At 72.9% G+C, this 26055-nt stretch carries 21 protein-coding genes and 1 pseudogene; 8 read left to right on the top strand and 14 right to left on the bottom strand.

The window, feature by feature from the left end; all coding sequences use genetic code 11:
* Nucleotides 1-96 precede the first annotated feature (96 nt).
* From ACFV18_RS30995 to ACFV18_RS30985, 3 genes are all read right to left on the bottom strand, one after another.
* On the bottom strand, nucleotides 97-1008 hold the full coding sequence (locus ACFV18_RS30995) for a class I SAM-dependent methyltransferase (RefSeq protein WP_380488616.1): 912 nt from the start codon (nucleotides 1006-1008) through the stop codon (nucleotides 97-99).
* A 96-nt stretch (nucleotides 1009-1104) separates the two neighbouring features.
* A complete protein-coding gene (locus ACFV18_RS30990) occupies nucleotides 1105-2049 on the bottom strand; it encodes a YihY/virulence factor BrkB family protein (RefSeq protein WP_380488615.1) in 945 nt (314 codons plus the stop codon).
* Between the two features lie 230 nt (nucleotides 2050-2279).
* Complete coding sequence (locus ACFV18_RS30985; RefSeq protein WP_380488614.1) at nucleotides 2280-3278, bottom strand: glycosyltransferase family 2 protein; 999 nt, start codon at nucleotides 3276-3278, stop codon at nucleotides 2280-2282.
* A 142-nt stretch (nucleotides 3279-3420) separates the two neighbouring features.
* On the opposite strand from ACFV18_RS30985, the gene ACFV18_RS30980 reads away from it, so the two are divergent.
* A complete protein-coding gene (locus ACFV18_RS30980; RefSeq protein WP_380488613.1) occupies nucleotides 3421-6999 on the top strand; it encodes a CDP-glycerol glycerophosphotransferase family protein in 3579 nt (1192 codons plus the stop codon).
* 115 nt (nucleotides 7000-7114) lie between these two features.
* The gene (locus ACFV18_RS30975; protein ID WP_380488612.1) at nucleotides 7115-9535 is read left to right on the top strand and encodes a CDP-glycerol glycerophosphotransferase family protein; all 2421 of its coding nucleotides are present in this window, start codon (nucleotides 7115-7117) and stop codon (nucleotides 9533-9535) included.
* Nucleotides 9536-9544: 9 nt separating this feature from the next.
* On the opposite strand, the pseudogene ACFV18_RS30970 reads toward ACFV18_RS30975, so the two are convergent.
* The 7 genes and pseudogenes from ACFV18_RS30970 to ACFV18_RS30940 form a co-directional block, all read right to left on the bottom strand.
* Nucleotides 9545-11278: pseudogene (locus tag ACFV18_RS30970) on the bottom strand (stealth conserved region 3 domain-containing protein); the annotation flags it as partial.
* Between the two features lie 124 nt (nucleotides 11279-11402).
* The gene (locus ACFV18_RS30965) at nucleotides 11403-11960 is read right to left on the bottom strand and encodes a 2'-5' RNA ligase family protein (protein ID WP_380488611.1); all 558 of its coding nucleotides are present in this window, start codon (nucleotides 11958-11960) and stop codon (nucleotides 11403-11405) included.
* Nucleotides 11960-12997, bottom strand: a complete 1038-nt coding sequence (trpS, locus tag ACFV18_RS30960; protein ID WP_380488610.1) for a tryptophan--tRNA ligase — start codon at nucleotides 12995-12997, stop codon at nucleotides 11960-11962. Before trpS ends, ACFV18_RS30965 begins: the two co-directional genes overlap by 1 nt.
* A gap of 29 nt (nucleotides 12998-13026) precedes the next feature.
* The gene (locus ACFV18_RS30955) at nucleotides 13027-14340 is read right to left on the bottom strand and encodes a hemolysin family protein (RefSeq protein WP_380488609.1); all 1314 of its coding nucleotides are present in this window, start codon (nucleotides 14338-14340) and stop codon (nucleotides 13027-13029) included.
* A gap of 69 nt (nucleotides 14341-14409) precedes the next feature.
* The gene (locus ACFV18_RS30950; RefSeq protein WP_380488608.1) at nucleotides 14410-15402 is read right to left on the bottom strand and encodes a malate dehydrogenase; all 993 of its coding nucleotides are present in this window, start codon (nucleotides 15400-15402) and stop codon (nucleotides 14410-14412) included.
* Between the two features lie 250 nt (nucleotides 15403-15652).
* Nucleotides 15653-16051: a DUF3017 domain-containing protein gene (locus ACFV18_RS30945; protein ID WP_380488607.1), complete on the bottom strand. Its 399-nt coding sequence runs from the start codon at nucleotides 16049-16051 to the stop codon at nucleotides 15653-15655.
* 17 nt (nucleotides 16052-16068) lie between these two features.
* Nucleotides 16069-16923 (bottom strand): bifunctional methylenetetrahydrofolate dehydrogenase/methenyltetrahydrofolate cyclohydrolase, encoded by an 855-nt coding sequence (locus tag ACFV18_RS30940; RefSeq protein WP_380488606.1) that lies wholly within the window; start codon nucleotides 16921-16923, stop codon nucleotides 16069-16071.
* Between the two features lie 242 nt (nucleotides 16924-17165).
* On the opposite strand from ACFV18_RS30940, the gene ACFV18_RS30935 reads away from it, so the two are divergent.
* From ACFV18_RS30935 to ACFV18_RS30925, 3 genes are all read left to right on the top strand, one after another.
* The gene (locus ACFV18_RS30935) at nucleotides 17166-17600 is read left to right on the top strand and encodes a hypothetical protein (RefSeq protein ID WP_380488605.1); all 435 of its coding nucleotides are present in this window, start codon (nucleotides 17166-17168) and stop codon (nucleotides 17598-17600) included.
* Complete coding sequence (locus ACFV18_RS30930) at nucleotides 17597-18067, top strand: DUF2752 domain-containing protein (protein ID WP_380488604.1); 471 nt, start codon at nucleotides 17597-17599, stop codon at nucleotides 18065-18067. The genes ACFV18_RS30935 and ACFV18_RS30930 overlap by 4 nt, the downstream gene beginning before the upstream one ends.
* A 140-nt stretch (nucleotides 18068-18207) precedes the next feature.
* Nucleotides 18208-18927: an RDD family protein gene (locus ACFV18_RS30925; protein ID WP_380488603.1), complete on the top strand. Its 720-nt coding sequence runs from the start codon at nucleotides 18208-18210 to the stop codon at nucleotides 18925-18927.
* A 95-nt stretch (nucleotides 18928-19022) separates the two neighbouring features.
* Here ACFV18_RS30925 and purH read toward each other — a convergent pair whose 3' ends face one another.
* Together purH and purN are read right to left on the bottom strand one after the other, a co-directional pair.
* The gene (gene purH / locus ACFV18_RS30920) at nucleotides 19023-20606 is read right to left on the bottom strand and encodes a bifunctional phosphoribosylaminoimidazolecarboxamide formyltransferase/IMP cyclohydrolase (protein WP_380488602.1); all 1584 of its coding nucleotides are present in this window, start codon (nucleotides 20604-20606) and stop codon (nucleotides 19023-19025) included.
* Nucleotides 20603-21262: a phosphoribosylglycinamide formyltransferase gene (gene purN, locus ACFV18_RS30915; RefSeq protein WP_380488601.1), complete on the bottom strand. Its 660-nt coding sequence runs from the start codon at nucleotides 21260-21262 to the stop codon at nucleotides 20603-20605. The genes purH and purN overlap by 4 nt, the downstream gene beginning before the upstream one ends.
* Nucleotides 21263-21609: 347 nt before the next feature.
* On the opposite strand from purN, the gene ACFV18_RS30910 reads away from it, so the two are divergent.
* Nucleotides 21610-22200 (top strand): hypothetical protein, encoded by a 591-nt coding sequence (locus tag ACFV18_RS30910; protein WP_380488600.1) that lies wholly within the window; start codon nucleotides 21610-21612, stop codon nucleotides 22198-22200.
* 7 nt (nucleotides 22201-22207) lie between these two features.
* Here ACFV18_RS30910 and ACFV18_RS30905 read toward each other — a convergent pair whose 3' ends face one another.
* Together ACFV18_RS30905 and ACFV18_RS30900 are read right to left on the bottom strand one after the other, a co-directional pair.
* Nucleotides 22208-22894 (bottom strand): response regulator, encoded by a 687-nt coding sequence (locus ACFV18_RS30905; protein WP_380488599.1) that lies wholly within the window; start codon nucleotides 22892-22894, stop codon nucleotides 22208-22210.
* A complete protein-coding gene (locus ACFV18_RS30900; protein ID WP_380488598.1) occupies nucleotides 22891-24021 on the bottom strand; it encodes a sensor histidine kinase in 1131 nt (376 codons plus the stop codon). Before ACFV18_RS30900 ends, ACFV18_RS30905 begins: the two co-directional genes overlap by 4 nt.
* Nucleotides 24022-24128: 107 nt before the next feature.
* On the opposite strand from ACFV18_RS30900, the gene ACFV18_RS30895 reads away from it, so the two are divergent.
* Together ACFV18_RS30895 and ACFV18_RS30890 are read left to right on the top strand one after the other, a co-directional pair.
* A complete protein-coding gene (locus ACFV18_RS30895) occupies nucleotides 24129-25037 on the top strand; it encodes an ABC transporter ATP-binding protein (RefSeq protein ID WP_380488597.1) in 909 nt (302 codons plus the stop codon).
* On the top strand, nucleotides 25034-25768 hold the full coding sequence (locus tag ACFV18_RS30890) for a hypothetical protein (protein WP_380488596.1): 735 nt from the start codon (nucleotides 25034-25036) through the stop codon (nucleotides 25766-25768). The genes ACFV18_RS30895 and ACFV18_RS30890 overlap by 4 nt, the downstream gene beginning before the upstream one ends.
* Nucleotides 25769-26055 lie beyond the last annotated feature (287 nt).

Genomic DNA, 26055 nt, shown 5'->3' with positions numbered 1-26055 from the left:
CGCCTGGCTCCACACCTACAATCACCACCGCGGACACACCGCACTCGCAGGCAAACCACCCGCCAGCCGCGTCCCCAACCTCACAGGACAGAACAGCTAGTCGGACTTGCGGGCGCGCCCGGCGGCCAGGGCGCGGCGTACCGCGCGGGTGGCGACCGGGGGCATCACGTCGAGCGCGACCCGGCGGGCGAGCGAGCGCCGCGGGCGCGGGCGGCCGGCGGGTCCGGCCGGGCTGCCGGCCTGGGCCCCGGCGGTGGTGTCCGAGCGGCCGGACGGCTCGTCCCAGGCGAGGCGGTGGCAGGTCTGCCCGGCCAGGTACTCCTCGTCCATCCGGAAGCCCTCGCCCCGCCAGTCCCGGGCGAACAGGTCGGCGCGGACCGCGTCCGGGTCGCCCCAGGTGCCGTAGAACTTCTCGGGGGTGAGCAGCACCGGCTTCAGGCCGAGGGTGAACACGGCCTCCCAGACGGCGGCGTGCACGCCGGGGGTGTGCGGGGCGCGGTAGTCGTCGAGGGCGACCACGCCGTTGCCGGCGAGGACATCGCGGGCCACCCGGATGTCGCCCGCGACGTGCTCGTACAGGTGCGAGGCGTCGATGTGGACGAAGCGGCAGCTGTCGGTGGGGATCCGGCCGTCGGCGAGCACCGAGGTGGGGGCCTGCACGATCGTCGGCAGTTCGGCGTGGAAGGCCTGGTAGTTGGTCTCGAAGGCGCGCCGGGTGAGGGTCGAGCGGTAGGACATCGACATCTCGGCGGAGTTCTCGTCGTCCGGCGCGTCCATGTCGAACAGGTCGCAGACGGTGAAGGTCTCCCCGGGGTGCAGGTGGTCACCGAGCAGGATCGCGGAGCGGCCCAGGTAGGCGCCCATCTCCAGCAGGTCGCCGGTGACGCCGGCCTCGCTCTGGCGGCTGAGCAGCCAGGAGAAGACCTCACGGTCGACGCGGAAGAACCACCCGGGAACGTCGTCGGGGGTGGCTGGCACGGGCGGAGCGGCGGTGGTGTCGAGTGACACACGGCCTCCTGGGAAGGTGGCCGGGGCGCGAGGACGCACCGGCAGGACGGTCGGACGGCGGGACGGCCGAGCTTGATGTTGTGACCGGGATCATAGTCAGTTGTCCGCATGTCGGACAGGGGGTGAACGAGGCGTTTCACCAGCCTGCGCCAGTGCCGCCTCGGCCTGTCTGACGGCCCGTCGGCGGGCGGCCTCCGGGTCGGCGAGTGCCGTCCAGGCCGCGCAGTACATCAGCAGTCTGGACACGAAGTTGATCCACAGCAGCAGTGCCACGGGCACCCCGAACGCCCCGTACAGGCTGCGGCCGGCGACCGAACCCAGGTACGAGGAGAGCGCCACTTTGAGCAGCTCGAAGCCGACCGCGCCGATCAGCGCCCCTTGCAGCAGGGCCCGGCGGCGCTGGACCACGATCCGCGGGAACGGGCCGAGCAGGTAGCAGAAGAGCAGCAGGTCGGCGCAGACGGCGATCAGGAAACCGAGCCCGGACAGCAGCCGGCGGGCGCCCCCGCCGTCCAGGCCGAGCCAGTCGGAGAACCGGTGCGCGAGCGTGGTGGCGACCGCGGACGCCGCCAGCGAGGCGAGGCAGACCAGGCCCAGTCCGAGCAGCACCACGCTGTCCCGGGCTTTCACCTGAACGAGGTTCCCGCCCTCGTCGGGCAGGCGCCACACGGTGCGCACCGCGCCGCGCATGGTGTCCACCCAGCCGAGGCCGGAGGCCAGCAGCAGGGCGCCGGAGAGCAGTCCGACGGTGCCGGCGTTGGCGACCATCGCGTTCAGGTCGAGCGCGTCGGCGAGGCCGGGCAGCTGTTCGGCGATCTTCTCCTGGAGCTGGTGCACCCGGGAGTCGGAGAGCGTGGCCAGCGCGATCGCCAGGGCCACGGTGAGCAGCGGGAACAGGGCCAGGAACCCGAAGAAGGTGACCGCCCCGGCCAGCCGGTTGCCCTCCACGTCGGCGAACAGCCGGTAGACCAGGTACGGGCGGCTGCGCAGGATCCGGGCCACCAGCGGACCGATCAGGGGCAGGCCGGTGAGGAAGTCCATCCTCCGCTGTATACCGGCCGGACGATGCGGCGTCCGGGTGACGCGCCGTCGGCCGGACGGCTCAGCGGCTCAGCGCTTCGAAAGCGGCTCCGAAGCAGCTCGAAAGCGGCTCAACGGCAGCTCGAAAGCGGCTCGAAAGCGGCTCAACGGCAACTCAACGGCAACTCGAAGGTGGCTCGAAGCAGCTCAAGGGCAACTCGAAGCCGGCTCGAAGCCGACTCGAAGGCGGCTCAGCGACGCACCGCGCGGCGGGCCTTGGCCAGCACCCGCAGGCTCTGGAAGCCCAGGTAGCTGCCGCGGCTGAGCAGTTCGCCGCGCACGCCCTCCGGCCCGGCGGGCGGCCGGTACCCGGCCGGGCGGTGCCGGGCGCAGTGCTCGGCGGCGCGGCGGAAGAACTCGCGGCGGTCGGCGGCCAGGACGCGTCCGGGCTTGGTGACGACGGTGGCGAGGTGGCCGAGCATCATCCGGTAGATGACCGGCCGCCAGCGGTCCAGGTCGGGGCGGGCGTCGAGGAAGGCGAACACCCGGTCGTACTGCTCGAAGACGTCGAAGTGCTTGCGGGAGGCGGTGGCCAGGATGTTTCCGCCCTCGCGGCGCTGCCGGTAGTGCACGCCGACCTGGTCGAGCAGGGTGATGGACTCGGCGGCGAGCAGCGCCGGGTAGGTCCAGGGGGTGTCCTCGTAGTACCCGGGCGGGAAGGTCAGGCCCTGCTGCTGGACGAATTCGCGGCGGTAGGCCTTGTTCCACACCACCTGGAGCAGGTCGAGCAGGTCGCGGCGCTCGTCCAGGGTGAAGGTGTCGGCGCCGGGCTTGGCGAACACGGGGGCGGAGGCGGAGCGCACCACGCGGCCGTCCCAGTAGCTGCGGGCGTAGTCGTACACCAGCAGGTCGGGGTCGCCGGTGGCGCGCAGCCGGGCGTCGGTGGCGGCCAGCAGGTCGGGGGTGAGGGTGTCGTCGCTGTCCAGGAACAGCAGATAGTCGCCGGTGGCGAGTTCGAGTCCGGCGTTGCGGGCGAGGCCCAGGCCGACGTTCTGCTCCAGGTGACGGACCGTCACCCGCTTGTCCCGGTAGGCGACTTCGTCGAGGATCGCGCCGCAGCCGTCGGGCGAGCGGTCGTCCACGGCGATCAGTTCGAAGTCGGTGAAGGTCTGCCCGAGGACGGACTCCAGGCAGGCGGGGAGGTACTCCTCGACGGCGTGGACGGGCACGATCACGCTGAACCGCGGCATCTCTTCACTCTCCTGACCTGGCCTGGCCAGGCGCAGACTAGCAAGCCCGGAGAGGTAGGATCGCGGCCGGTGCCGGTCCGGGTTCGACACATCTGCCGGGCCCACCCGGCCGCACTCCCTGAGGAAAGGCTCTGCGCTCCCGATGGCCCCCCGTCTGTCCGTCGTCGTCCCGATCTACAACGTCGAGCGCTATCTCGAGGAGTGCCTCGACTCGATCGCCGCCCAGACCTTCGACGACTTCGAATGTGTCATGGTCGACGACGGCTCCAAGGACTCCAGCGCGTCCATCGCGAAGGCCTACGCCGCGAAGGACTCGCGCTTCCGGCTGGTCCAGCAGGTGAACAAGGGCCTCGGCGCGGCGCGCAACACCGGTTACCGGCACATCTCCGAGGGCACCGAGTTCCTCGCGTTCGTCGACAGTGACGACACCATGCCGCCGTCCGCATACGAGCTGATGATCGGCACGCTGGACGAGACCGGCTCGGACTTCTGCACCGGCAACGTGCTGCGTTTCCGCGCCGTCGGCCACTACCAGTCCGGCGGCCACCGCAAGCCGTTCGCGGCGACCCGGCTGCGCACCCACATCACCGAGATCCCGGCGCTGGTCACCGACCGCACCGCGTGGAACAAGGTGTACCGCCGCTCGTTCTTCGACCAGGCCGGTGTGCTCTACCCCGAGGGCATCCTGTACGAGGACGCCCCGGTCAGCGTGCCGCACCACTACCTGGCCCGCCGGGTGGACGTGCTCGCCGAGCCGATCTACCACTGGCGCGAGCGGGAGGTCGGCGAGATGTCGATCACCCAGATGAAGACCAACCCGAAGGGCGTCATCGACCGGGTCAAGTCGATGGAGCTGGTCCGCGACTGGCTGGGCAAGCAGACCGACCCGAAGTTCCGCAAGTACCTGCACTCCTACGACGAGAACAACCTCGTCGAGGAGATCCCGATGTTCTTCGGCTCGGTGCTGGAGGGCGACCCGGAGTACAACGCCGCCTACCTGGAGTCGGTCGGCCGCCTGCTGCGCGCCATCGGCCCGGACCAGGTCCGCAAGCTGCGCGCCCCGCTGAAGCTCAAGTACCACCTGACCCTGCAGGGCCGGCTCGCCGAGCTGATCGAGCAGCTGCGCTTCGAGAAGGACAGCAACGGCGCCGCCCCGGCCCGCGGCCTGCTCCGCCCGTACGCCGACTATCCGTTCCTGCGCGGCGGACGCAAGAGCGTCCCGGCGGACGTGCTGCGGCTGAGCAACGCCCTGGTGATGCGCTCCCGGGTGTACGACGCCCGCTGGTCGGGCGGCCGGCTCCAGCTGACCGGGCACGCCTTCCCCGAGCACCTGGGCGCCGAGAACAAGCACGACATGGTCAAGGCGCTGGTCCTGCGCGAGGCCAAGAGCCGCCGGGTGGTGGCGGTGCAGACCCGGGCCGAGTTCAGCCCGGAGGCCACCGCCAGCTCCCCGCACGACCTGTACAGCTGCGACTGGGCGGGCTTCTCCGCCACCATCGACCCGCAGCGGCTCAAGCACCGCGGCGAGTGGAAGGACGGCTCCTGGCGGGTGCTGGTGGCCGGCGTCGGCAAGGGCGGCGTCTACAAGGGCCGGGTGTCGGTCGGCTGGCACGACCGCGCCGAGTACGCGCCCGTGCACTGGGTCGAGGACGACGTCCGGGTGGTGCCGTGGCAGCGCGACGGCCACCTGCTGCTGCGGGTGGAGCGGGTGCGTGCCCGCGCCACCGCGGTGTCCGCCGAGAACGGCACCCTCGAACTGCACGGCCTGGTCCGCTCCGGCGCCGACCTGGCCGGCGCCGAACTGCGGCTGAAGCACGTCGAGTCCGAGCGCGACGTGGCCGTCCCGCTGGACCTGGGTGTCCCGTCCGGCCGCGACCTGCCGTTCACCGCGCGGGTCCGGGTCGCCGACCTGACCGCCGTCCGGGAGGCCTGGAACGCCCTCGACCCGACCTCCGAGAAGCGCACCCGCGACCGCTGGGACCTCGAACTCAAGCTCTCCGACGGCACCGGCCTGCCGGTCGTCCTGGACGACCGCCGCGCCCCCGTCGGCCTGCACCTGCCGCTCGGCGACGGCGCCCGCGCGCTGTACGCCAAGCCCTCCCCCAGCGGCTACCTGCAGCTGTGCGACCAGGTGCTGCAGCCGGTCGTCGAGGAGATCACCCGGGCCAAGGGCGGCGAGGGCTTCATGCTCAGCGGCTCCTTCCCGCTGCCCGGCACCCACCGCTACGAACTGGTGATCCTGCACGGCAAGCGCCGCGAGGAGCACGCCTACCCGGTGGAGATCGCCGACGGCCGCTTCCGGGCCGCGCTGCCCGCGGTGCCGACCGCGTCCTTCGCCGGCGAGGTCCCGCTGCACAAGGGCACCTGGACGGTGCTGTTCCGCCCGGTCGGCGCCGCCGTCGACAGCGAGTGGCCGGCCGCGGTGCTCGCCGCGTCCACCTTCGACGCCCTGCCGCTGGAGCTGGAGGCCCGCGGCAAGCGGGTCGCCCTGGAGCGCCGCGCCTTCGACAGCCTGTCGCTGGAGTCCCACGACCCGCTGTCCCCCGCCGAGCGCAGTGGCTACCGGCAGCGGCAGCTGCGCACCGCGTACACCGAGGGGCAGCGCCGTCCGCTCACCAACACCGTGCTCTACCACACCGTCCGCGAGGACTGGTGGGCCGCCGACGGCGGCCTGTACGCGGACTCGCCGCGCGCCGTGCACGAGGAGCTGGTCCGCCGCGGCCTTCCGCTGCGCCACCTGTGGACCTCCGTCGATCTGCAGGCCGAGCTGCCGCAGACCGCCGAGTGCGTCCGGCACCGCTCCCCCGAGTGGTTCGAGGCGCTGTCCACCGCCAAGTACATCGTCACCTCCACCCACCTGCCGACGTACTTCCGCCGCCGCCCCGGCCAGGTCGTCCTGCAGACCTGGCAGGGCTCCCCGCTGAAGCGGATCGGCACCGACTTCGAGAAGGTCTGGTTCACCGACTCCGGCTACCTGGAGCACCTCAAGGAGGAGGTGCCGCAGTGGAGCCTGCTGGTGGCGGGCAGCCGCTGGGCCGCGCCCATGCTGCGTCGCGCCTTCGGCTTCGAGGGCAAGGTGCTGGAGAGCGGCTACCCGCGCAACGACCTGCTGTTCGCCCCCGACCGGGAGAAGACCGCCGAGCGGGTCCGCGAGCAGCTCGGCCTGCCCGAGGGCAAGCAGGTGGTGCTCTACGCGCCCACCTTCCGCGAGGACCGGCGCCTGCCCGACGGCGGCTACCAGCTCAACCTGCAGCTCGACCTGGAAGCGGCCCGCGCCGCCCTCGGCGACGACCAGGTCCTGCTGGTCCGCGCCCACGAGGTGGTCCGCGGCCGTCTCCCCGAGGCCGGCAACGGCTACGTCTGGGACGTCAGCACCTACCCCGACATGGCGGAGCTGCTGCTGGTCGCCGACGTCCTGGTCACCGACTACTCCGCCTCGGTGTTCGACTTCATGAACACCGGCCGTCCGGTGCTGTTCTTCACCTACGACCTGGAGCACTACCGCGACAACCTGCGCGGCTTCAGCCTCGACCTGGAGACCAAGGCCCCGGGCCCGCTGCTCAGCACCTCCGCCGAGGTGGTCGCGGCGCTCGGCAACCTGCCGCAGGTCACCGCCGAGTACGCGGAGAAGTACGAGGCGTTCCGCGAGGCGTACTGCGACCTGGACGACGGCGATGCCGCCGGACGGGTGGCGGACGCGCTGCTCGCCGAAGGCGAGTGAGCGGGAAAATAGCTCCAGGAAAATCGAATATCATATGCAAATAAGTCAATTCCCTCCCTTTTTTGCAAAGGGGGGGAATTGACTTTTCCCCGCATTGTGCACTGGGATATCTGGAATGTCCCACCTCGTACGGCGCCCCACCACCGCCCGGCCCGCGCGCCCCACCGAACCGGCCGCCGCCGCCGCGCTGCGCCGCGCCGTCTGGGAGAGCGGGGAGCTCGTCCTGACCGGCGAAGGCCGACTCCTCGACACACCCGGCGAACGCCCCGGACAGACCCGCATCGTCCTGGAACTGCACCCCACCGACGGGAGCCGCCGCCCGCTGCGGCTGCGCACCGTCCCGCACTACCTGCCCGAGGCCACCGACGACAGCGCGCAGACCCGGCACAGCCTCGACTGGACCGGGTTCACCGCCCACCTCGAACCGGCGCTGCTGCACGCCCCCGCGCTGCGGCCGGTCCCGGGCTGGCGGGTCGAAGCGGTGGTCGGCAGCGGCCCGCGCCGGGCCCGCGCCCCGCTGGCCGCGTACTGGTGCGGCAGCGGCGAGTACCCGCCCGCCGGGTGGACCGGCCCGGCGCTCCAGCTCGTGCCGACCGTCGAGGACGGCGTGCTGCACCTGACGGTGCGCCCGGCCCGCGCCCGGGTCGACTCCTGCCGCTCCCGCCCCGACGGCTTCGAACTGCGCGGCACCGCCGCCGGCACCAGCGGCGCCCTGGTCCTGCGGCACCGCGCCACCGGCGCCGTCGTGCAGAGCCTGGTGCACTGGCAGGGCCACGAGTTCACCGCCTTCGCCGGCAAGGTCCCGCGTCTCGCCGAGGGCCACTGGGAGCCCTCACTGACGCTCCCCGACGGCGACGCCCCACTCGTCCTGCGCCACCCGCCCACCGGCAGCTGCCAGCTGCCGGTGGGCGCCGGCCAAGTGCTGTACGCCAAGCAACTCGCCGACGACCGCCTGCAGTTCTGCGTCCAGCCGGCCGAACCGCTGATCGACCGGATCACCCCCGTGGACGGCGGCTTCGACCTCGCCGGAGAGTTCCCCGGCGCCCCCGACACCCCGCTGGAGCTGGTGCTGCGGCACTGCGGCGACGGGCGCGAACGGCGTACACCGGTCCGCCCGCCCACCCCGGACGGGGGCGGCCGCTTCACCGTCCGACTGCCGCTCACCCCCGACGGGCCCGACGGTGTGCCCCGCCCGCTCGGCAAGGGCATCTGGGAGGCCCTGCTGTGCCCCGCCGGCCCCGACCGGCACCCCGGCCACCCGCTGCGCCTGCACCCGGCCGCGCTCCCGCTGCTCCCGGCTCCAAGACGGTCCGGCGACAAGTCCTTCCTGCTGCAGCGCCGCTGGCACGACACCCTGATCGTGGACAGCCTCCCGGTGCTCGCCGCCCTCGAACGCAGCGCCCTGCGCCAGCACCGGCTGCGCACCGAGAGCTACCCGGCCGCCCGCCGCCGCCCGCTGCGCGACGCCGTGCTGTACGACGTCTTCGGCGGCCGCGGCTACGCCTGCAACCCGCGCGCCGTGCACGCCGAACTCGCCCGCCGGAAGCTCCCGCTGGAGCACCTGTGGGTGATCGAGGACGGCCAGGAGCAGCCGCCCGGACCGGTGCGCGCGGTCCGGCAGTGGAGCCCCGAGTGGTACGAGGCGCTCGCCACCTGCCGCTACCTGGTCGGCAACACGCACTTCCCGGACTTCCTGCGCCGCCGCGACGGCCAGGTGGTGGTACAGCTGTGGCACGGCACCCCGCTGAAACGGATCGGCCACCGCATGCCGGAGAACTGCACCACCGCCGGCGGCTACCTGGAGCGGCTGGACCGCGAGGTGCGGCAGTGGAGCCTGCTGCTGTCGCCCAGCCCGTTCGCCACCCCGGAGCTGGTCGCCTCCTTCGGCCACCGCGGCGAGGTGCTGGAAGGCGGCTACCCGCGCAACGACCGGCTGGTCCGGTCCGACCCGGACGAGGTGGCCGCCGTCCGCCGCCGGCTGCGGGTGCCGCCCGACCGCCGGGTGGTGCTGTACGCGCCGACCTGGCGGGACGACCGGCGCGGCGCCAGCGACCGCTTCGAGGTCGATCTGCACCTCGACCTGGCCGCCGCCCGGGCCGCCCTCGGCCACGACCACGTGCTGCTGCTGCGCCCGCACGTGCACTGCGGCGGCGCGCTGCCGGACGACGACTTCGTCCGCGACGTCGCCGACTACCCGGACGTCCAGGACCTGCTGCTGATCGCCGACGTGCTGGTCACCGACTACTCCTCGGTGATGTTCGACTTCGCGGTGACCGGCCGTCCGATGCTGTTCTTCACCTACGACCTGGAGCACTACCGCGACCGCCTGCGCGGCTTCACCTTCGACTTCGAGGCGCAGGCCCCGGGCCCGCTGCTGACCGGCTCCGAGCAGGTGGTGGCCGCGCTACGCGACCTCGACCCGGCGCGGTACCGGGAGAACTATCGCGCGTTCCGCGAGCGGTTCTGCCCGCTGGACGACGGCGGGGCAGCAGTCCGCCTGGTCGACCGGATGCTCGCCCTCGGCGCCGCCGGCTGAGCCGGCCGGCCGCTCGTACGGGCCGGGCACCGGGAAGTACGCGGCCAGGAACGCGGCCATCGCCCGGTCCTGCTCCTGCGCGGGGCTGCCGTCGCCGCTCCCGTCGGCCAGGCAGAACGCCAGCAGGTCGCGCTCGTCGAGCAGCCGGGCCATCCGGTCCCGGTCCTCGGCGCGGTCCACCGCCAGGTACCCGTGGGCGAGGGTGCCGTCCACCGCGGCGCCGCGCAGTTGCGCGTGGTACAGCGCCAGGGTGACGGGGGCGACGTCGGTGGCGGAGCGGAACGCCGAACGGCCGGTGGCCTCCAGTTCGGTCCGCCAGCGCCGCGCGGAGTCCTCCAGCAGGGTGCGCCGCAGCGCGTACGGGACGTGCGCGAGCACCCTGGTGAAGGCCCGGCCGTGGTCGCGTTGCAGCGCCCGCCGGGTGTTCTGCTGGGCGGCCGTGTAGACGTCGGCGGAGCCGGCCCCGGCGGACGGCGGGACGATCCGGGTGTCGCGGAAGACCCTGGGCAGTCCGTTGCCGAGGAAGAAGTGCTCGGGGCGGACCGGCCCGCCGAGGAACATGTCGTCGTTGAAGTACAGGAAGTGCTCGGCCAGGCCGGGGATCCGGTGCAGTCCGGTCTCGATCGCGTGCGAGTTGAACACCGGTCCGCCGTCCAGCAGTTCGCGGTGCGACACCAGGGTCAGCCCGGGCACCGAGGTGTCCAGCCACGACGGCGTCTGGTCGTCGGTGACCAGGAAGATCCGCCGGATCCAGGGGGCGTACATGGCGATCGAGCGCAGGCAGTGGCGCAGTTCGTCGCGGTTGCGGTAGCGGTGGTCGCCGTCGTCGTGGTCGGTGTCGTCGGCGGACGGCCCGGCGTCTCCGTACAGCCGGGTACGGGCGGCGTCGCGGCGTTCGCACCAGGCGGGGTCGCGGTCGTCGACCCAGGTGATCACGGCGTCCACCGGGAAGCGGACGTCCTCGGGCAGGGCCTGCAGGAACGGTTCCGCGACGGGGTAGTCGTGGTCGCCGACCCGGACGGTGCCGGCCACCTCCAGTGAGGGCAGCCACCAGCCGAAGGGGGTCTGGTCGATCGAGGCGACGGCGCCGCGCGCCGAGCCGTCGGTGTCCCAGAACTCCAGGTCGCAGCCGTGGTCCGAGCCGTAGTACAGGGTGCGGGTACCGGTCACCACCGGCCGGAACAGGCGCACGCCCTTGACCCGCTCGGGCGGCTCGACAGGCTCCACCGGTTCGCTCGCCTCGTCCACCGCTTCGCCCGTGTCCTGCGCGGTCTCCTCCACCTGCGGCGGCAGCTCGTGCTCGGCGACGGCCTGCGGCAGCTCCTCGGCGAGCACCGTGCGGTGCACACTGCCGTGGCCGAGCAGCGCCGCGTACACGGGGGCGCCGCGGAAGGCGTCGGCGACCACGTCCAGCACCCGGTCCCGGCCGCCGGGGGGAACGGCCAGCCGGTGGCGCGGGCCGCGGTCGGGGATCAGGGTGTAGCGCACCTCGGCGGCGTCCAGCACCCCGGCGACGGCGGTCAGGTTGGCCTGGCGGGCCTGCGGGGCGAGCAGGTCGTCGCGGAGCTCGGCCAGCCGGTCGTGGTGCCGCACGAGCCGGCGGTCGGCGGCCAGCAGCTCGTCCTCGCGGACCCGCCGCGGGTCCGGCGGCGGGTCCGGAACGGCGGCGGGAGCGGCGGGGGCCGGGAGGACGCCCAGTCGGCGAAGCACCCGGCCCGCAAAACGCCGCGCCAGTTTCCGCATCGACCTGCCAGCCATTCTTCTCCTGCCCCGCGATCGCCCCATTCGACGGTAACAATGGGGAAAGCCCGGGCGAAGGAATGGCAAAGGACTCCCAGACAACTCCGGGAATCCGCGAACGGAACGCTCAGGATCGGCCGAACGCGTAACTGCGCCAGGGCCGCCACACCGCGTCGGCACCGAACGTCGAGAGGACGAATTCGGTGACCTCGAACACCGCGCGGAAGGTGCGGGCCTGTTCGTGGGCCTCGTCCAGGACGGGGTCGGGGAGGCCGTGGGCGACGGTGACGTGCGGGTGGTAGGGGAAGGCGAGTTCGCGGGCCAGGGGGCCGGAGCGGACTTCGGCTTCCAGGGCACGGCACTCGTGGGCGCCCTCCTCGACCCGGACGAAGACCACAGGGGAGACCGGGCGGAAGGTTCCGCTGCCCTGGAGCAGCATGCGGAACGGGCGGTTGGCGGCGGCCACGGTCCGCAGGTGGTGCTCGATTCCGGGGAGCCGGTCGGCCCGGGTCTCGGTGGGCGGCAGCAGGGTGACGTGGGTGGGTATCGCCCGGGCCTGCGGGTCGCCGTGGCCGGCCCGGGCGTCCTGCACCTGGCTGCCGTACGGTTCCGGGACGTGTATGGACACGCCGATGGTGACGGCCTCGTCGAGCCCGTCACCATCGGGGGCGGCAGCCGTCGGCATCAGCGCTTCGGCGCCAGGAAGCCGACGCGGTCGTACACCTCGGCGAGCGTCTCGGACGCCACCGCCCGGGCCTTCTCGGCGCCGAGCGCGAGCACCCGGTCCAGCTCGGCCGGGTCGTCCAGGTACTCCTGGGTGCGGGTCTGGAACGGGGTGACCCAGTCGGTGAACAGGTCGGCCAGTTCGGTCTTCAGCGCGCCGTACATCTTGCCGTCGAAGTGCGCGACCAGCTGCTCGATGCTCATCCCGCTGAGCGCGGAGTGGATCCGCAGCAGGTTGGAGACGCCGGGCTTGTTGGCCTCGTCGTAGCTGACGACGGTGTCGGTGTCGGTGACGGCGCTCTTGAACTTCTTGGCGCTGGTCTTCGGCGGGTCGAGCAGGCTGATCAGGCCCTTGTCGCTGGCCGCGGACTTGCTCATCTTCGCGCTCGGGTCCTGCAGGTCCTGGATCTTGGCGGTGGCCTTCAGGATGTACGGCTCGGGGACGGTGAAGGTCTTGCCGTAGCGGGTGTTGAAGCGCTCCGCGAGGTCGCGGGTGAGCTCCAGGTGCTGGCGCTGGTCCTCGCCGACCGGGACGGTCTGGGTCTGGTAGAGCAGGACGTCGGCGACCATCAGTACCGGGTAGGTGAACAGGCCGACGGTGGTGCGGTCCGCGCCGTGCTTGAGGGACTTGTCCTTGAACTGCGTCATCCGGGAGGCCTCGCCGAAGCCGGTGAGGCAGTTCATCACCCAGGCCAGCTGCGCGTGCTCGGGCACCTGGGACTGCACGAACAGGGTGCAGCGCTCGGGGTCGAGACCGGCGCCGAGCAGCTGCGCGACCGAGACCCGGGTGTTCTGCCGCAGCGTCGCCGGGTCCTGTTCGACGGTGATCGCGTGCAGGTCGACGACCATGTAGAAGGCGTCGTTGGCCTCCTGCATGTCGACCCACTGACGTACCGCGCCGAGGTAGTTGCCCAGGTGGAATGAGCCTGAGGTGGGCTGGATGCCGGAGAGCACCCGGGGACGGTCCTTCACCGGACCGGTGACCGCTGCGTTGACCATGGGCCCATTGTTCCAGTTCCCCCGGCCGCTCAGGAAACGTCCGGCGCACCCGGGTTGGGCAGTGTGACGGCACTCACCCGCAGCCGTTCGATCCGGCGTCCGTCGAGGCGGGCCACGGTGAGCCGGGCGCCGGACTCGGTGACCACCTGGTCGCCCTTCTGCGGCAGCCGGCCGAGTTCGCGCACCACGAAGCCGGCGACCGTCTCGTAGGGGCCCTCGGGCAGGGTGAAGCCGGTCTCCTCGGTGAAGTCGGCGAGATTGAGCAGGCCGTCGAGTTCGACGCCGCCACCGGCCAGGCGGCGGGTCGCGGTGGTGTCCTGGGCGTCGTACTCGTCGCGGATCTCGCCGATCACCTCCTCGACCAGGTCCTCCAGGGTGACGATGCCGGCGGTGCCGCCGTACTCGTCGACCACGATGGCCAGGTGGTGGCCCTCGCGGCGCATCTCGCTCATCGCCTCCAGCACCCTTTTGGTGGCGGGCAGCAGTTTGACGGGGCGGGCCAGGTCACGGACCCGGGCGGCCTGTTCGCCGCGCACCCCGTACAGGTCGCGGACGTGCACGAAGCCGGTGACGGCGTCGTAGGAGCCCTCGACCACCGGGTAGCGGGAGTGCGGGGAGGAGTCGGTCTCGGCGCGGACCTCGCGCACCAGGCGGTCGCCGTCCAGGAAGGTCACCTCGGTCCGCGGCACCATCACCTCGCGCAGCTGGCGCTCCCCCGCCGCGAACACCTCGTTGATCAACTCGCGTTCGTCCGAACCGAGTTCGGTGTTGGCGGCGACCAGGCCGCGGAGCTCCTCGGGGCTCATCACGCCGCGGCCGGCGGACGGGTCGCCGCCCAGCAGGCGCACCATCAGGTTGGTGGAGTGGCCGAGCAGCCAGATCACCGGACGCAGCGCCACCGACATCACGTCCACCACCGGCGCGGCCAGCAGGGCGATCGACTCGGCCCGCTGCAGGCCGATCCGCTTGGGCGTCAACTCGCCCAGCACCAGGGAGGCGTAGGAGATCACCAGGGTCAGGCCGACCAGCGCGACCGCGTCCGCGACGCCGTCCGAGAGTCCGGCCTTCACGAACACCGGGGCGAGTTTGCCGGCCAGCGTGTCGGCGCCGAACGCCGCCGACAGGAAGCCCATGCACGTCACACCGACCTGCACGGCGGCCAGGAACCGGTTCGGGTCGGCCGCCAGGTGCGCGGCCCGGGCGGCGCGGCGTGAACCGGCCGACTCCAGGGTGCGGATCTGCCCCTCGCGCAGTGAGATCAGCGCGATCTCGGCGACGTTGAACAGACCGCCCAGCATGATGAACACCAGGACGAGCGCGGCGTCCTGCAGGGTTTCGGTCACGGCCCGAGTGTAGGAGAACGGCCGGGCGCCCCGTGGGCACCCGGCCGTTCACACGCGGCAAAGCGGCACTCAGATGAGGCCGAGCTCCTGCACCGCGTCGCGCTCCTCGGCGAGCTCCTTGACGGAGGCGTCGATCCGGGCGCGGTCGAACTCGGAGAGGTCCAGGCCCTGGACGATCTCGAACTTGCCGTCCTTGGTGGTGACCGGGAACGAGGAGATCAGGCCCTCCGGCACGCCGTACGAGCCGTCGGAGACGATGCCCATCGAGGTCCAGTCGCCGGCCGGGGTGCCGTTGACCCAGGTGTACACGTGGTCGATGGCGGCGTTCGCGGCCGAGGCGGCCGAGGACGCGCCGCGGACCTCGATGATCTCGGCGCCGCGCTTGGCGACCTTCGGGATGAAGAAGTTCTCGACCCACTCCTGGTCGGCGCCGACGGCGTCGAACGCGGACTTGCCGGAGACCTCGGCGTGGAACAGGTCCGGGTACTGCGAGGCGGAGTGGTTGCCCCAGATGGTGACCTTCTTGACGTCCTCGACCGTCACGCCGGCCTTCTTCGCCAGCTGGGCGACGGCGCGGTTGTGGTCCAGGCGGGTCATCGCGGTGAAGCGCTCGGCCGGCACGTCCGGGGCGTTGCGCTGGGCGATCAGGGCGTTGGTGTTGGCCGGGTTGCCGACCACCAGGACCTTGATGTCGTCCGCGGCGTGGGCGTTGATCGCCTTGCCCTGCGGACCGAAGATGCCGCCGTTGGCGGACAGCAGGTCGCCGCGCTCCATGCCCGCGGTACGCGGACGGGCGCCGACCAGCAGCGCGACGTTGGCGCCGTCGAACGCGACGTTCGCCTGGTCGGTGATGGTGATGTCACGCAGCAGCGGGAACGCGCAGTCGTCCAGCTCCATGGCGACACCCTCGGCGGCCTTCACGCCCTGCGGGATCTCCAGCAGGCGCAGGTTCACCGGCACGTCGGCACCCAGCAGGTGACCGGAGGCGATGCGGAAGAGCAGCGCGTAGCCGATCTGGCCGGCCGCTCCGGTAACGGTGACGTTGACGGGGGTGCGAGTCATATCTACCTTCTCCAGCTGTCGCCAGGCGCCCCAGGCACATCGGCGCGCCGGAGCCGAGGATGATCTCTCGATGTCGAGAGACCCGAGACAGGCTATCGCGAAGGCAGGTGGCTGGGAAAACAGGGGCGCGTGGGGGTACCTCCCGGCCCGCCAGGACTGGGGGAGAACTGCGCGCAGCGGAAGGCACCCGACCGCAAGATCGCGACGTGGGCAATGACTTGCCGTTGATCGCGACCTTGCGGACGTGGGCCTAGTGCACGGGGTGCCCGATGAGCCGTCCGATGTTGTCCAGCATCGGGACGTTCAGCCACGGGTTGGGCTGCGCCACCAGCGTGAGCAGCACGATCACCCCGCCGAGCACGAACATCAGGGTGACGTCGGTGAACCGGCTGCGGACGGCGAGCATGCCGACGTCCGGCAGGCCGAGTCGCAGCAGGGCGCCGAGCAGTGGTGCGGCGCCGACGGCGAGCAGGCCGAGCCGGAAGTTTCCGGCCCAGGTGACCAGCAGGCCGAGGGTGGCGACGGCGAGGACCAGGGTGATCGGCCACTGCCGGAGCGGGAGGGTGTGGCCACGGCCGAGTGCCGCCCGGGAACCCTCCGGCGGGAGGGTTCCTTCGGTGGTGACGGGTCGGCGGCGGGCGCGCTTCATGACGCCGGGCACCGGTCTCAGACGCCGGCGCGGCGCTCGGCCGCCTCGACGATGTTGTTGAGGAGCATCGCGCGGGTCATCGGGCCGACGCCGCCGGGGTTGGGGGAGATCCAGGCGGCGACCTCGGCGACGCCGGGGTGCACGTCGCCGACGATCTTGCCCTCGCTGCGGGAGACGCCGACGTCCAGTACGGCCGCACCGGGCTTGACGTCCTCGGGCTTGACCAGGTGCGGGACGCCCGCGGCGGCAACCACGATGTCGGCCTTGCGCAGGTGGAAGGCGAGGTCGCGGGTGCCGGTGTGGCACAGCGTCACGGTGGCGTTCTCGCTGCGGCGGGTGAGCAGCAGGCCGATGGAGCGGCCGACGGTGATGCCGCGGCCGACGACCACGACCTCGGCGCCGTCGATGGCGACGCCGTGGCGGCGCAGCAGTTCGACGATGCCGAGCGGGGTGCAGGGCAGCGGGCCGTCGATGCCGAGGACGAGGCGGCCGAGCGAGGTCGGGTGCAGGCCGTCGGCGTCCTTGTCGGGGTCCATGAGTTCGAGCACGCGGTTCTGGTCCAGGCCCTTGGGGAGGGGCAGCTGGACGATGTAGCCGGTGCAGGCCGGGTCGGCGTTGAGCTCGCGGACGACGTTCTCGACGTCTTCCTGGGTGGCGGTGGCGGGCAGTTCGCGCTGGATGGAGGCGATGCCGATCTCCGCGCAGTCGCGGTGCTTGCCGTTGACGTACCACCGGCTGCCCGGGTCGTCGCCGACCAGGACGGTGCCGAGGCCGGGGACGATGCCCCGTTCCTTGAGGGCCGCCACGCGGACGGCGAGTTCGGACTTGATCGCGGCCGCGGTGGCCTTGCCATCGAGAATCTGGGCAGTCATGTCTCCATTCTTCCGGATCCGGGGTCCGCGCCGTGCCGCCGGGCGGGCGTGCACGGAGCGTCCCTGCCGGACACGGAGCGTGCCGGGGGATTGCGGTTGTGCCACGGTCGTGTCCGTGGCCTGCGTGTGGCTGGACAGCGTGCGGCGCCAAGGCTCACGATGACAAGGCAAGTACCGCCGCCCAGGTCCTGGTGACGGACCGTCGGGCCGCGGGGGACGAACACAGTCGGGGGAATCGACACGTGAGCAATCCGTACCAGCCGGATCCGTACGGCGGTTACGGCCAGGCCGGCGGCCCGTCGGGTCCGCCGCCGCAGCAGCCGTCGTACGGCTATCCCCAGGCGCCGCAGCCACCACAGCCGCAGCCCGGTTACGGCTACGGGTACCCGCAGCAGCCGCCGCACCCCTCGCACCCGTACCCGCCGGGCGTTCCGATGGCGGTGAACAACAACGCCGCCACGACGTCGGTGGTGATCGGTTTCATCGCGGTCCTGCTGTCCTGCGTCTACGGCGGCGTGCTGGGCCTGGTGGGTCTGGGCTTCGGCGTCTCGGGCCTGAACAGGTCGGCGCAGCTGGGTGGTACGGGCCGAACCGCCGCGATCGGCGGCATCGTGCTGAACTCCCTGTCCGTACTGATCACCCTCGGCATCGTCGTCCTCGGGCTCACCGTCACATGAACCCCGCGACTCCCGGGCCGGCCGGGTCGGTGACGGCCTGTCCGGTGCCGCTGTCCGGCGGCGCGCTGACGGCCCGCCGGTGGCGGTCGGCCGGTACGGTGCCGGGCGCGGTGGCGCGGGTGCTGGTGCGGCCGGCCGCGGCGGCGGGGGCGGCGCTCGCGGTGGCGGCGGTGCACGACGCCCACGACCCGGGCGTGCTCTGCCCGTTGCGGTTGATGACCGGCGTACCGTGCCCGTTCTGCGGCAGCACCACCGTGTTCATCGAGGCCGGTCACGCGCACTGGGGGGCCGCGTTGGCGGCGAACCCGGTGACGGCGGTGGCGGTGGTGGCGCTGCTGTTCGCGCCGCTGGGACCGGGGCGCTGGTGGCGCCGGCTGTCGTACGGCCGCCGGAACCTGCTGCTCGGCGCGGCCGCGATGGCCGCCTGGGCCTGGGAGTTGGCCCGCTTCGGCATTCTCGCGCTCTGAACGGAGGGTCCGCGGTTGACTGTTGATCCCCCCGTCGTCGGACTCGTCCGCTACTCTCCGACGCGGTCGGCGTGTCCCCTGCCCACCCGTCCCCAGGATTTTTTCGTTCCGTCCACGCTCCTTCCTGCCCGGAGGCATCGATGAGCTACCCGCCCGACCCCAACAACCCCTACGGCCAGCAGCCGGCGCAGCCGGGTTACGGCTACCCGCAGCAGCCGCCGCAGCAGCCCGGCTACGGCTACCCGCAGGCGCAGGTGCCTCCGCAGCCCGGTTACGGCTACGGCTACCCGCAGATGCCCGGCACGATCCAGGCCAACAACGGCTACATCAACATCGCCAACCTCGGCATGGTGCGGGTCGCCACCATGGGCCAGCGTTTCCTGGCCCGCCTGCTGGACGGCCTGATCAGCAGTGTCGTCGTCGGCATCGCGATGGCGCTGGGCCTGGCCGGTGCGCTGGGCTTCACGGACGGCGCCAGCAAGACCTGCACGGGCTACGGCACCGCCGCGTACCAGGCCTGCGTCAACGAGCGTGCGCAGGCCTCCACCGGCGCCGCCGCCGCGCTGTTCGGCATGGTCGCGGTGGTCGCCATCTTCAACCTGCTCTACGAGTGGCTGATGATCAGCTTCGCGGGCGCCACCCTGGGCAAGATGGCCCTGGGCCTGCGCGTGGTCAAGGAGAACACCGGTCAGAACCCGGGCGCGGGCGCCGGTTTCGTCCGCTTCATCATTCCGCAGGTCGGCTACTTCCTCTGCGGCATCGGCATGCTGCTGGTCTTCCTGTCGCCGTTCTTCGACAACTCCGGCAAGCTGCAGGGCTGGCACGACCGTGCCGCCGGCACCCTGGTGATCAAGAAGTAACGCTCGCCCCGAGCGCCCGAGGGCCCCGCACTCCGGAGACGGAGTGCGGGGCCCTCGGCGTTCGGAACCGGCCGGTCGGTGCCGGTCGGCGCCGGTCAGTGGAAGAAGTGCCGGGTCCCGGAGAAGTACATGGTCACGCCCGCCTTCTCGGCGGCGGCGATGACCTCTTCGTCGCGGATCGAACCGCCGGGCTGCACCACGGCCTTGACGCCCGCGGCGAGCAGGATCTCCAGGCCGTCGGCGAACGGGAAGAACGCGTCGGAGGCGGCGTAGGAGCCGGTGGCCCGCTCGCCGGCCCGGGTGACGGCCAGCTTGCAGGAGTCGACCCGGTTGACCTGGCCCATGCCGACGCCGACCGAGGCGCCGTCCTTGGCGAGCAGGATCGCGTTGGACTTGACGGCCCGGCAGGCCCGCCAGGCGAAGGCGAGTTCGGCCAGCTCGTCGGCGGACAGCGCCTCGCCGGTGGCGAGCGTCCAGGTGGCCGGGTCGTCGCCCTCGGCGTCCACCCGGTCGACCTGCTGGAGCAGCACGCCGCCGGAGATGCGGCGGGACTCCAGCTTGTCGGCGGGGGCCTCGGGGGCGAGCAACACCCGCAGGTTCTTCTTCTTGGTCAGCACCTCGAGGGCGCCGTCCTCGTAGCCGGGGGCGACGACGACCTCGGTGAAGATCGGGGCGATCTGCTCGGCCAGTTCGACGGTGACCGGGCGGTTGACGGCGATCACGCCGCCGTACGCGGAGACCGGGTCGCAGGCGTGGGCCTTGCGGTGCGCCTCGGCGGCGTCCGCGCCGGTGGCGATGCCGCACGGGTTGGCGTGCTTGATGATCGCGACGGCGGGGCCGGCGTGGTCGTAGGCGGCGCGGCGGGCGGCGTCGGTGTCCACGTAGTTGTTGTAGGACATCTCCTTGCCGTGCAGCTGCTGGGCGCCCGCGAGGCCGCCGGTGCCGTCGGTGTAGAGCGCGGCCTGCTGGTGCGGGTTCTCGCCGTAGCGCAGGACGTTGCCCAGCTCCCAGGTGTTGCCGAGGAAGGACGGGAACGCCGCGTCGGTCTCGGTGTAGCCGGACTCCTCGAACCAGCTCGCCACGGCGACGTCGTACGCGGCGGTGTGCGCGAACGCGGCGGCGGCCAGGCGCTTGCGGGTCAGCAGGTCGAAGCCGCCGGACTGCGCGGCCGTCAGCACGTCCGCGTAGCGGGCCGGGTCGACGACGACGGCCACCGAGGGGTGGTTCTTGGCGGCGGCGCGGACCATCGACGGGCCGCCGATGTCGATCTGCTCGACGCACTCGTCGGGGGTGGCGCCGGAGGCGACGGTGGCGGTGAACGGGTACAGGTTCACCACGACCAGGTCGAACGGCTCGACGCCGAGCTCGGCGAGCTGCGCGCGGTGCGACTCCAGGCGCAGGTCGGCGAGGACGCCGGCGTGCACCCGCGGGTGCAGGGTCTTGACCCGGCCGTCCAGGCACTCGGGGAAGCCGGTCAGCTCGGAGACCTCGGTGACCGGAACGCCCGCGGCGGCGATCCGCCCGGCGGTGGACCCGGTGGAGACGATGGCGACACCGGCGGCGTGCAGGCCCTGGGCCAGCTCCTCCAGACCGGTCTTGTCGTACACGCTGATCAGCGCGCGGCGGATCGGGCGAACGTTCTCGGAGACGGGCGGAGTGGCGGAGGGAGCGGCGCTCATGCCGGGATCCATACCTTTCGGTCCTCGATGCGGTGTCCTTCGCGGGCCAGCCGGCCCACGACCTCGACGAGCAGCTTGCGCTCGACAGTCTTGATGCGTTCGTGCAGCGCCTCGCCGCCGTCGGCGTGGTCGGTGTCCTCGACCTCCACCACGCCCTGGGCGAGGATCGGCCCGGTGTCCACGCCGGCGTCCACCAGGTGCACGGTGCAGCCGGTGACCTTCACGCCGTACGCCAGCGCGTCGGGGACGCCGTGGGCGCCGGGGAAGGCGGGCAGCAGCGCGGGGTGGGTGTTGACGGTGCGTCCGGCGAAGGCGCCGAGGAACGCGGGGCCGAGGATCTTCATGAACCCGGCGGAGATCACCAGGTCGGGTTCGTGCGACGCGACGGCGGCGGTCAGCGCGGCGTCCCAGGCGGCCCGGTCGGCGTGGTCCTTGACCCGCTCGACGAACACCGGGATCCCGGCCTGCTCGGCCCGGTCGATCCCGGCGATGTCGTAACGGTCGGCGCCCACCGCGACGATCCGGGCGCCGAAGGCGGGGTCGGCGGCGGCGTCGATCAGCGCCTGGAGGTTGGTGCCGGAGCCGGAGACCAGCACCACCAGCCGGGCCGGTCCGGGGGTACGGGGCGGGAACACTTGGGTGTCAGCGGCAGCCACGGCGCGATTCTCCGTAGGTCGGTGTCGCCCGCTGGTACGTCCACCGTCGGTGGGGCCATTACGGGCGGCGGCAGGTCGGGAGCCGTCGATGGCGCGGGCGGCCGCGGCGCTGCGGGACCCGGGGAACCGTCGGGAGCTGCCGACCGTCACCACGATAACGGCTGGTGGGGGGCCATTCGTCACCACCCCGCAACGCTACGCGCGTAGTTGAGACGCGGATCTCCCGGCCGCCCGGCAGCGGTCTGGCGGGGTGCCGTACAGCCGCCGACCGGTTGGGGGATCATTGACGGACCGCCCACTCCCCCACCACCGGGCGGACAAACCGACGAGCAGAAACGGCCGACACCATGAGCAGCGGCGAGGACAGCGGCGAGCGCAACCCCTTCGCGCCCCCTCCGCCCGGCGCCCCGGACCAGCCCTGGCGCCCCCGCCTCCCGCAGCCGCCCGAGTCCGGCAACCGGCCGGACGGGCAGCCGGACGGCGAGCACCCGCAGCCGCCGCAGTGGGGCCCGCGCCCCGAGCCCGGCCCGCAGGGGCCGCGCCTCGACCTGTCCGACCCGGCGCACCGCACCGCACGCAACGCCCTGCTGTCGGGTTTCATCGCCCTGCTGTCGGTGCTGTTCGGCCTGTACTGGATCGGTTTCCCGCTCGCCCTGCTCGCCGTCTGGTACGCCGTCACCGTGCTGCGCGCGCCCGCCGAGCCGGTCACCGACCCGTTCGCGCCGCGCCCGGTCCGCCCGCAGGTCCCGGCCGCGCTCAGCGCGCTGCTCACCGGCGGCCTGGCGCTGGTGATGTCGCTGGCGACGTTCACCATGCAGTTCGCGTACCACGACTACCTGGACTGCGTGAACTCCGCGATCACCAAGGAGGGCGTGCGCAGCTGCGGCACCGACGTCCCCTCCTGGGTGACCACGATCTACGAGGGCCCCGCGGAGTGACCTGCCGTCAGGCGTGGCCGGCGGCGGGGTCCGGATCGGCGGCCGGGGAGACGAAGCCCGACTCGTAGGCGGCGATCACCGCCTGGGTGCGGTCGCGCGCGCCAAGCTTGCCGAGCAGGCTGCTGACGTGCGTCTTGACGGTCTGCACGCCCAGGTGCAGCCGTTCGCCGATCTCCGCGTTGGACAGTCCGCGCGCCATCAGCCGCAGCACCTGCCCCTCCCGCTCGGTCAGCCCGGCCCGGGCCACCGCCCCGCCGTCCGCCGCGCCCCCGCTCCGGGCCGCGGCGAGGCGGCGGATCGACGCCGGGAACAGCAGCGACTCGCCCGCCGCGACCAGCCGCACCGCCTGGACGATCTCCGCCGGGCGGGAGCGCTTGAGCAGGAAGCCGTCCGCGCCGGCCCGCAGCGCCTCGTACACGTAGTCGTCGGCCTCGAAGGTGGTGACCACCAGGATCTTCGGCGGCCGGTGGGCGGCGCGCAGGATCGCCCGGGTCGCGGCCAGCCCGTCCAGACCGGGCATCCGGACGTCCATCAGCACCACGTCGGGGCGCAGCGAGCGGACCAGGCCGAGGGCCTGGGCGCCGTCCTCGGCCTCGCCGACGACGCCGATGCCGTCCTGGGCGTCCAGGACGGCGCGCAGGCCGGCCCGGATCAGCTCCTCGTCGTCGACCAGCAGCACCTTGATCACCGTCACCGGCCCAACCGTAGTGGCAGCCGCACCCGCAGCACCCAGTCCGGGCCGTCCGGGCCGGCCTCGCAGTCGCCGCCGAGCAGCACCGCGCGTTCCCGCACGCCGCGCAGGCCCTTGCCGCCGCCCCTGCGCGAACTCCCCTTGCCGGTCAGCGTGTTGCGGCAGGAGAGGGCCAGCTCGCCGGCCGCGACCAGGGCGCGGATCCGGATCGGCGCGCCCGGCGCGTGCCGCAGCGCGTTGGTGACGCCCTCCTGGACGATCCGGTACGCCTCGCGGGACAGCACGCCGGGCAACTCGGCCGCGCAGACGTCCAGTTGGGCGTCCACGGGGCTGCCGGCGGCGCGGGCGGCGGCGAACAGCTCCTCGGCCCGGTCCAGGCCGGGCTGTTCGCCGGCGGCCGCCTCGGGGGCCTCGCGCAGCAGCACCAGCATCCGTTCCAGGTCGTCCAGCGCGCGGCGGCCGGTGGTCTCGATCGCCTCCAGCGCCCGTTCCCGGAAAGCCGGGTCGGCGACCTCGCGGGCCGCGCCCGCCTGCAGGACCGTCACGGTCAGCGCGTGGCCGATCGAGTCGTGCAGTTCGCGGGCCAGCCGGTTGCGCTCCAGCAGCCGCTCCGCACGCAGCTCCGCCGCAGCCAGCCGCTCCGCCGCCGAGGGACCCAACAGGCGCATGGCGAGCGCGAGTTGGAGCCGGCCGGCGAGCACCACCAGCCACAGCAGCGCGCCCAGCGCCGGCACCGCGAGCACCGGCCACCGCGCAGCCGCGCCGAACGCCGCGGCCATCAGGACGCCCGCCGCCGTGCCCAGCGCCACGCGCGCGACCAGCCAGAGCGCCGTCCGTCCGCGGTCCGCCCAACTCGCCGACGCGGCAACGCCGATCGACTCCTCGCGCTCCGGCACCAGCAGCAGCCGCGCCTGCACGCCCTCCGCCCGCCGCACCGCCGGCACCAACGCGACCAGGCCCAGCAGCGGCACGTCGACCGCGCCGCTGAGCAGCAGCGCCCGCCCGGTCGAGACGCCCTCCGTCCCCGGGTAGACCAGCAGCACCATCCCGGCGAACACCGCGCCGACCAGCAGGTGCAGCCATCGGGCCCAGGTCGCGGGCAGCAGCAGCGGGGCGAACAGAGCGGGCATCGCGCCATCCTCCCTCCCGAGAGGGAGACGGACCACTCCCGGGCGGGATCCGCCGCTTCCCGCACGCCGATTGACTGATGGTCACACCCGACGAGAGGAGCGCCGCCGTGATCGAGATCCGCGACCTGACCAAGGCCTACGGAGAGCGCCGGGCCGTGGACGGCCTCGGCTTCCGGGTGGAAGCGGGCCGGGTCACCGGCTTCCTCGGACCGAACGGCGCGGGCAAGTCCACCACCCTGCGCATGGTGCTCGGCCTGGACCGGCCGACCTCCGGCACGGCCCTGATCGACGGCCGGCCCTACCACCGGCTCACCGAGCCACTGCGCCGCGTCGGCGCCCTGCTGGACGCCCAGGCCGTGCACGGCGGCCGCACCGCCACCGGCCACCTGCGCTGGATCGCCGCCTCGCACGCCCTGCCCGCCCGCCGGATCGACGAGGTGCTCGCCCTGGTCGGCCTCACCGACGCCGCCCACCGCCGGATCCGCACCTACTCGCTCGGCATGCGCCAGCGCCTGGGCATCGCCGCCGCCCTGCTCGGCGACCCGGCCGCGCTGCTGCTGGACGAGCCGGCCAACGGCCTGGACGCGGAAGGCATCCGGTGGATCCGGACGCTGCTGCGCCGACTCGCCGACGAGGGCCGCGCGGTGCTGGTCTCCTCGCACCTGATGGCGGAGATGGCGCAGACCGCCGACCACCTGGTGGTGATCGGCCGGGGCCGACTGCTGGCCGACACCTCCACCACCGCGTTCCTGGCCGAGCACGGCCGCCGCCGGGTCCGGCTCCGGGCCGTCGACCCGGCCGCCCTCGCCGCGCTGCTCGCCGAAACCCACCCCACGGCGGTGCCGCTCGGCAACGGCGCCTACGACGTGCCGGACGCCGACCCGGGCGAACTGGGCGCACTGGCCGCGTCCCGCCGGGTGGCGCTGGTCGAACTGTCCGTCACCCACGACTCCCTGGAGGAAGCTTTCATGCGGATGACCGCGGACGCCGTCGAGTACCGGGCGGTGGCGGCATGAGCACCCACCCGCTGCGCGCCGAATGGGCCAAGTTCACCACCCTGCGCTCCCTGTGGACGACGCCGCTGCTGGCGGTCGCGCTGAGCGCGGGCATCACCGCAGCCGTCCAGTTCGCCTACGGCCGCACCGACACCTCGATCACCGAGGACCCGATGGAGGGCCTGTTCTACGGACTCAACTTCGGCCAGGTCGCGGTGGTCTGCCTGGGCATCCTGCTGGTCGGCCAGGAGTACGCCTCCGGCACCCTGACCACCTCGCTCGCCGCCGTCCCCGACCGGACGCGGTACTACCGGGGCAAGCTGCTGCTCGGCGCGGGCCTGGGCCTGGCCGTCGGTCTGCTCACCGTGGCAGGCCAACTCGCCGCCACCGCCGCCTCGGTCGGCCTCGACCTGTCCGCCCCGGGCAGTTGGCGGGCCCTCGCGGCGGGGGTGCTCTACCACCCGCTGCTGCTGGTGCTGTGCCTGTCGCTGACCACCGTGCTGCGCAACCAGACCGCCGCGCTGGGCCTGCTCTCCCCCCTGGTCTTCCTCGGCACCACCGCGCTCTCCGCCATCCCCGGCATCCGCGAGGCCGCCCAGTTCCTGCCCGACCGGGCCGGCCTGTACGCCACACGCCTGCAGGACGCCCCCGGCGTCCACTACGGCCACGGCACCGGCCTGCTGCTGATGGCCCTGTGGACGGCGATCGCCGCGGCGGCGGGCCTGCGCACGCTGCTGCGCCGCGACGCCTGACCGCGCCCGCCCCACCCACCCACCCGTGACCCCGCCGCCAACGTGCACGCGCCACCCCCCACTGCGCCAGCCCCTCCCGCGGGCCCGTCCCACCAACCCGGCCCCGCGCAGCGGACCCGGCCGGGCTTCGCCCCACCCCGCTCCCGACCCCAGCCCTACGCAATGGGCTGCCCCGGGTCAGGCCTGCGCAGCATCCGACCCCTGGCCCACTCACCCCTCAGCCCCGCGCAACGGACTGCCCCGAGCCGGCCCGCGCAGCGTCCGCTCCCCATCAACTCACCCAGCTC

The organism is Kitasatospora sp. NPDC059673 (assembly GCF_042734215.1).
In the GTDB taxonomy this organism is placed as follows: domain Bacteria; phylum Actinomycetota; class Actinomycetes; order Streptomycetales; family Streptomycetaceae; genus Kitasatospora.
This window is presented reverse-complemented; position numbering and strand designations above follow the sequence as displayed.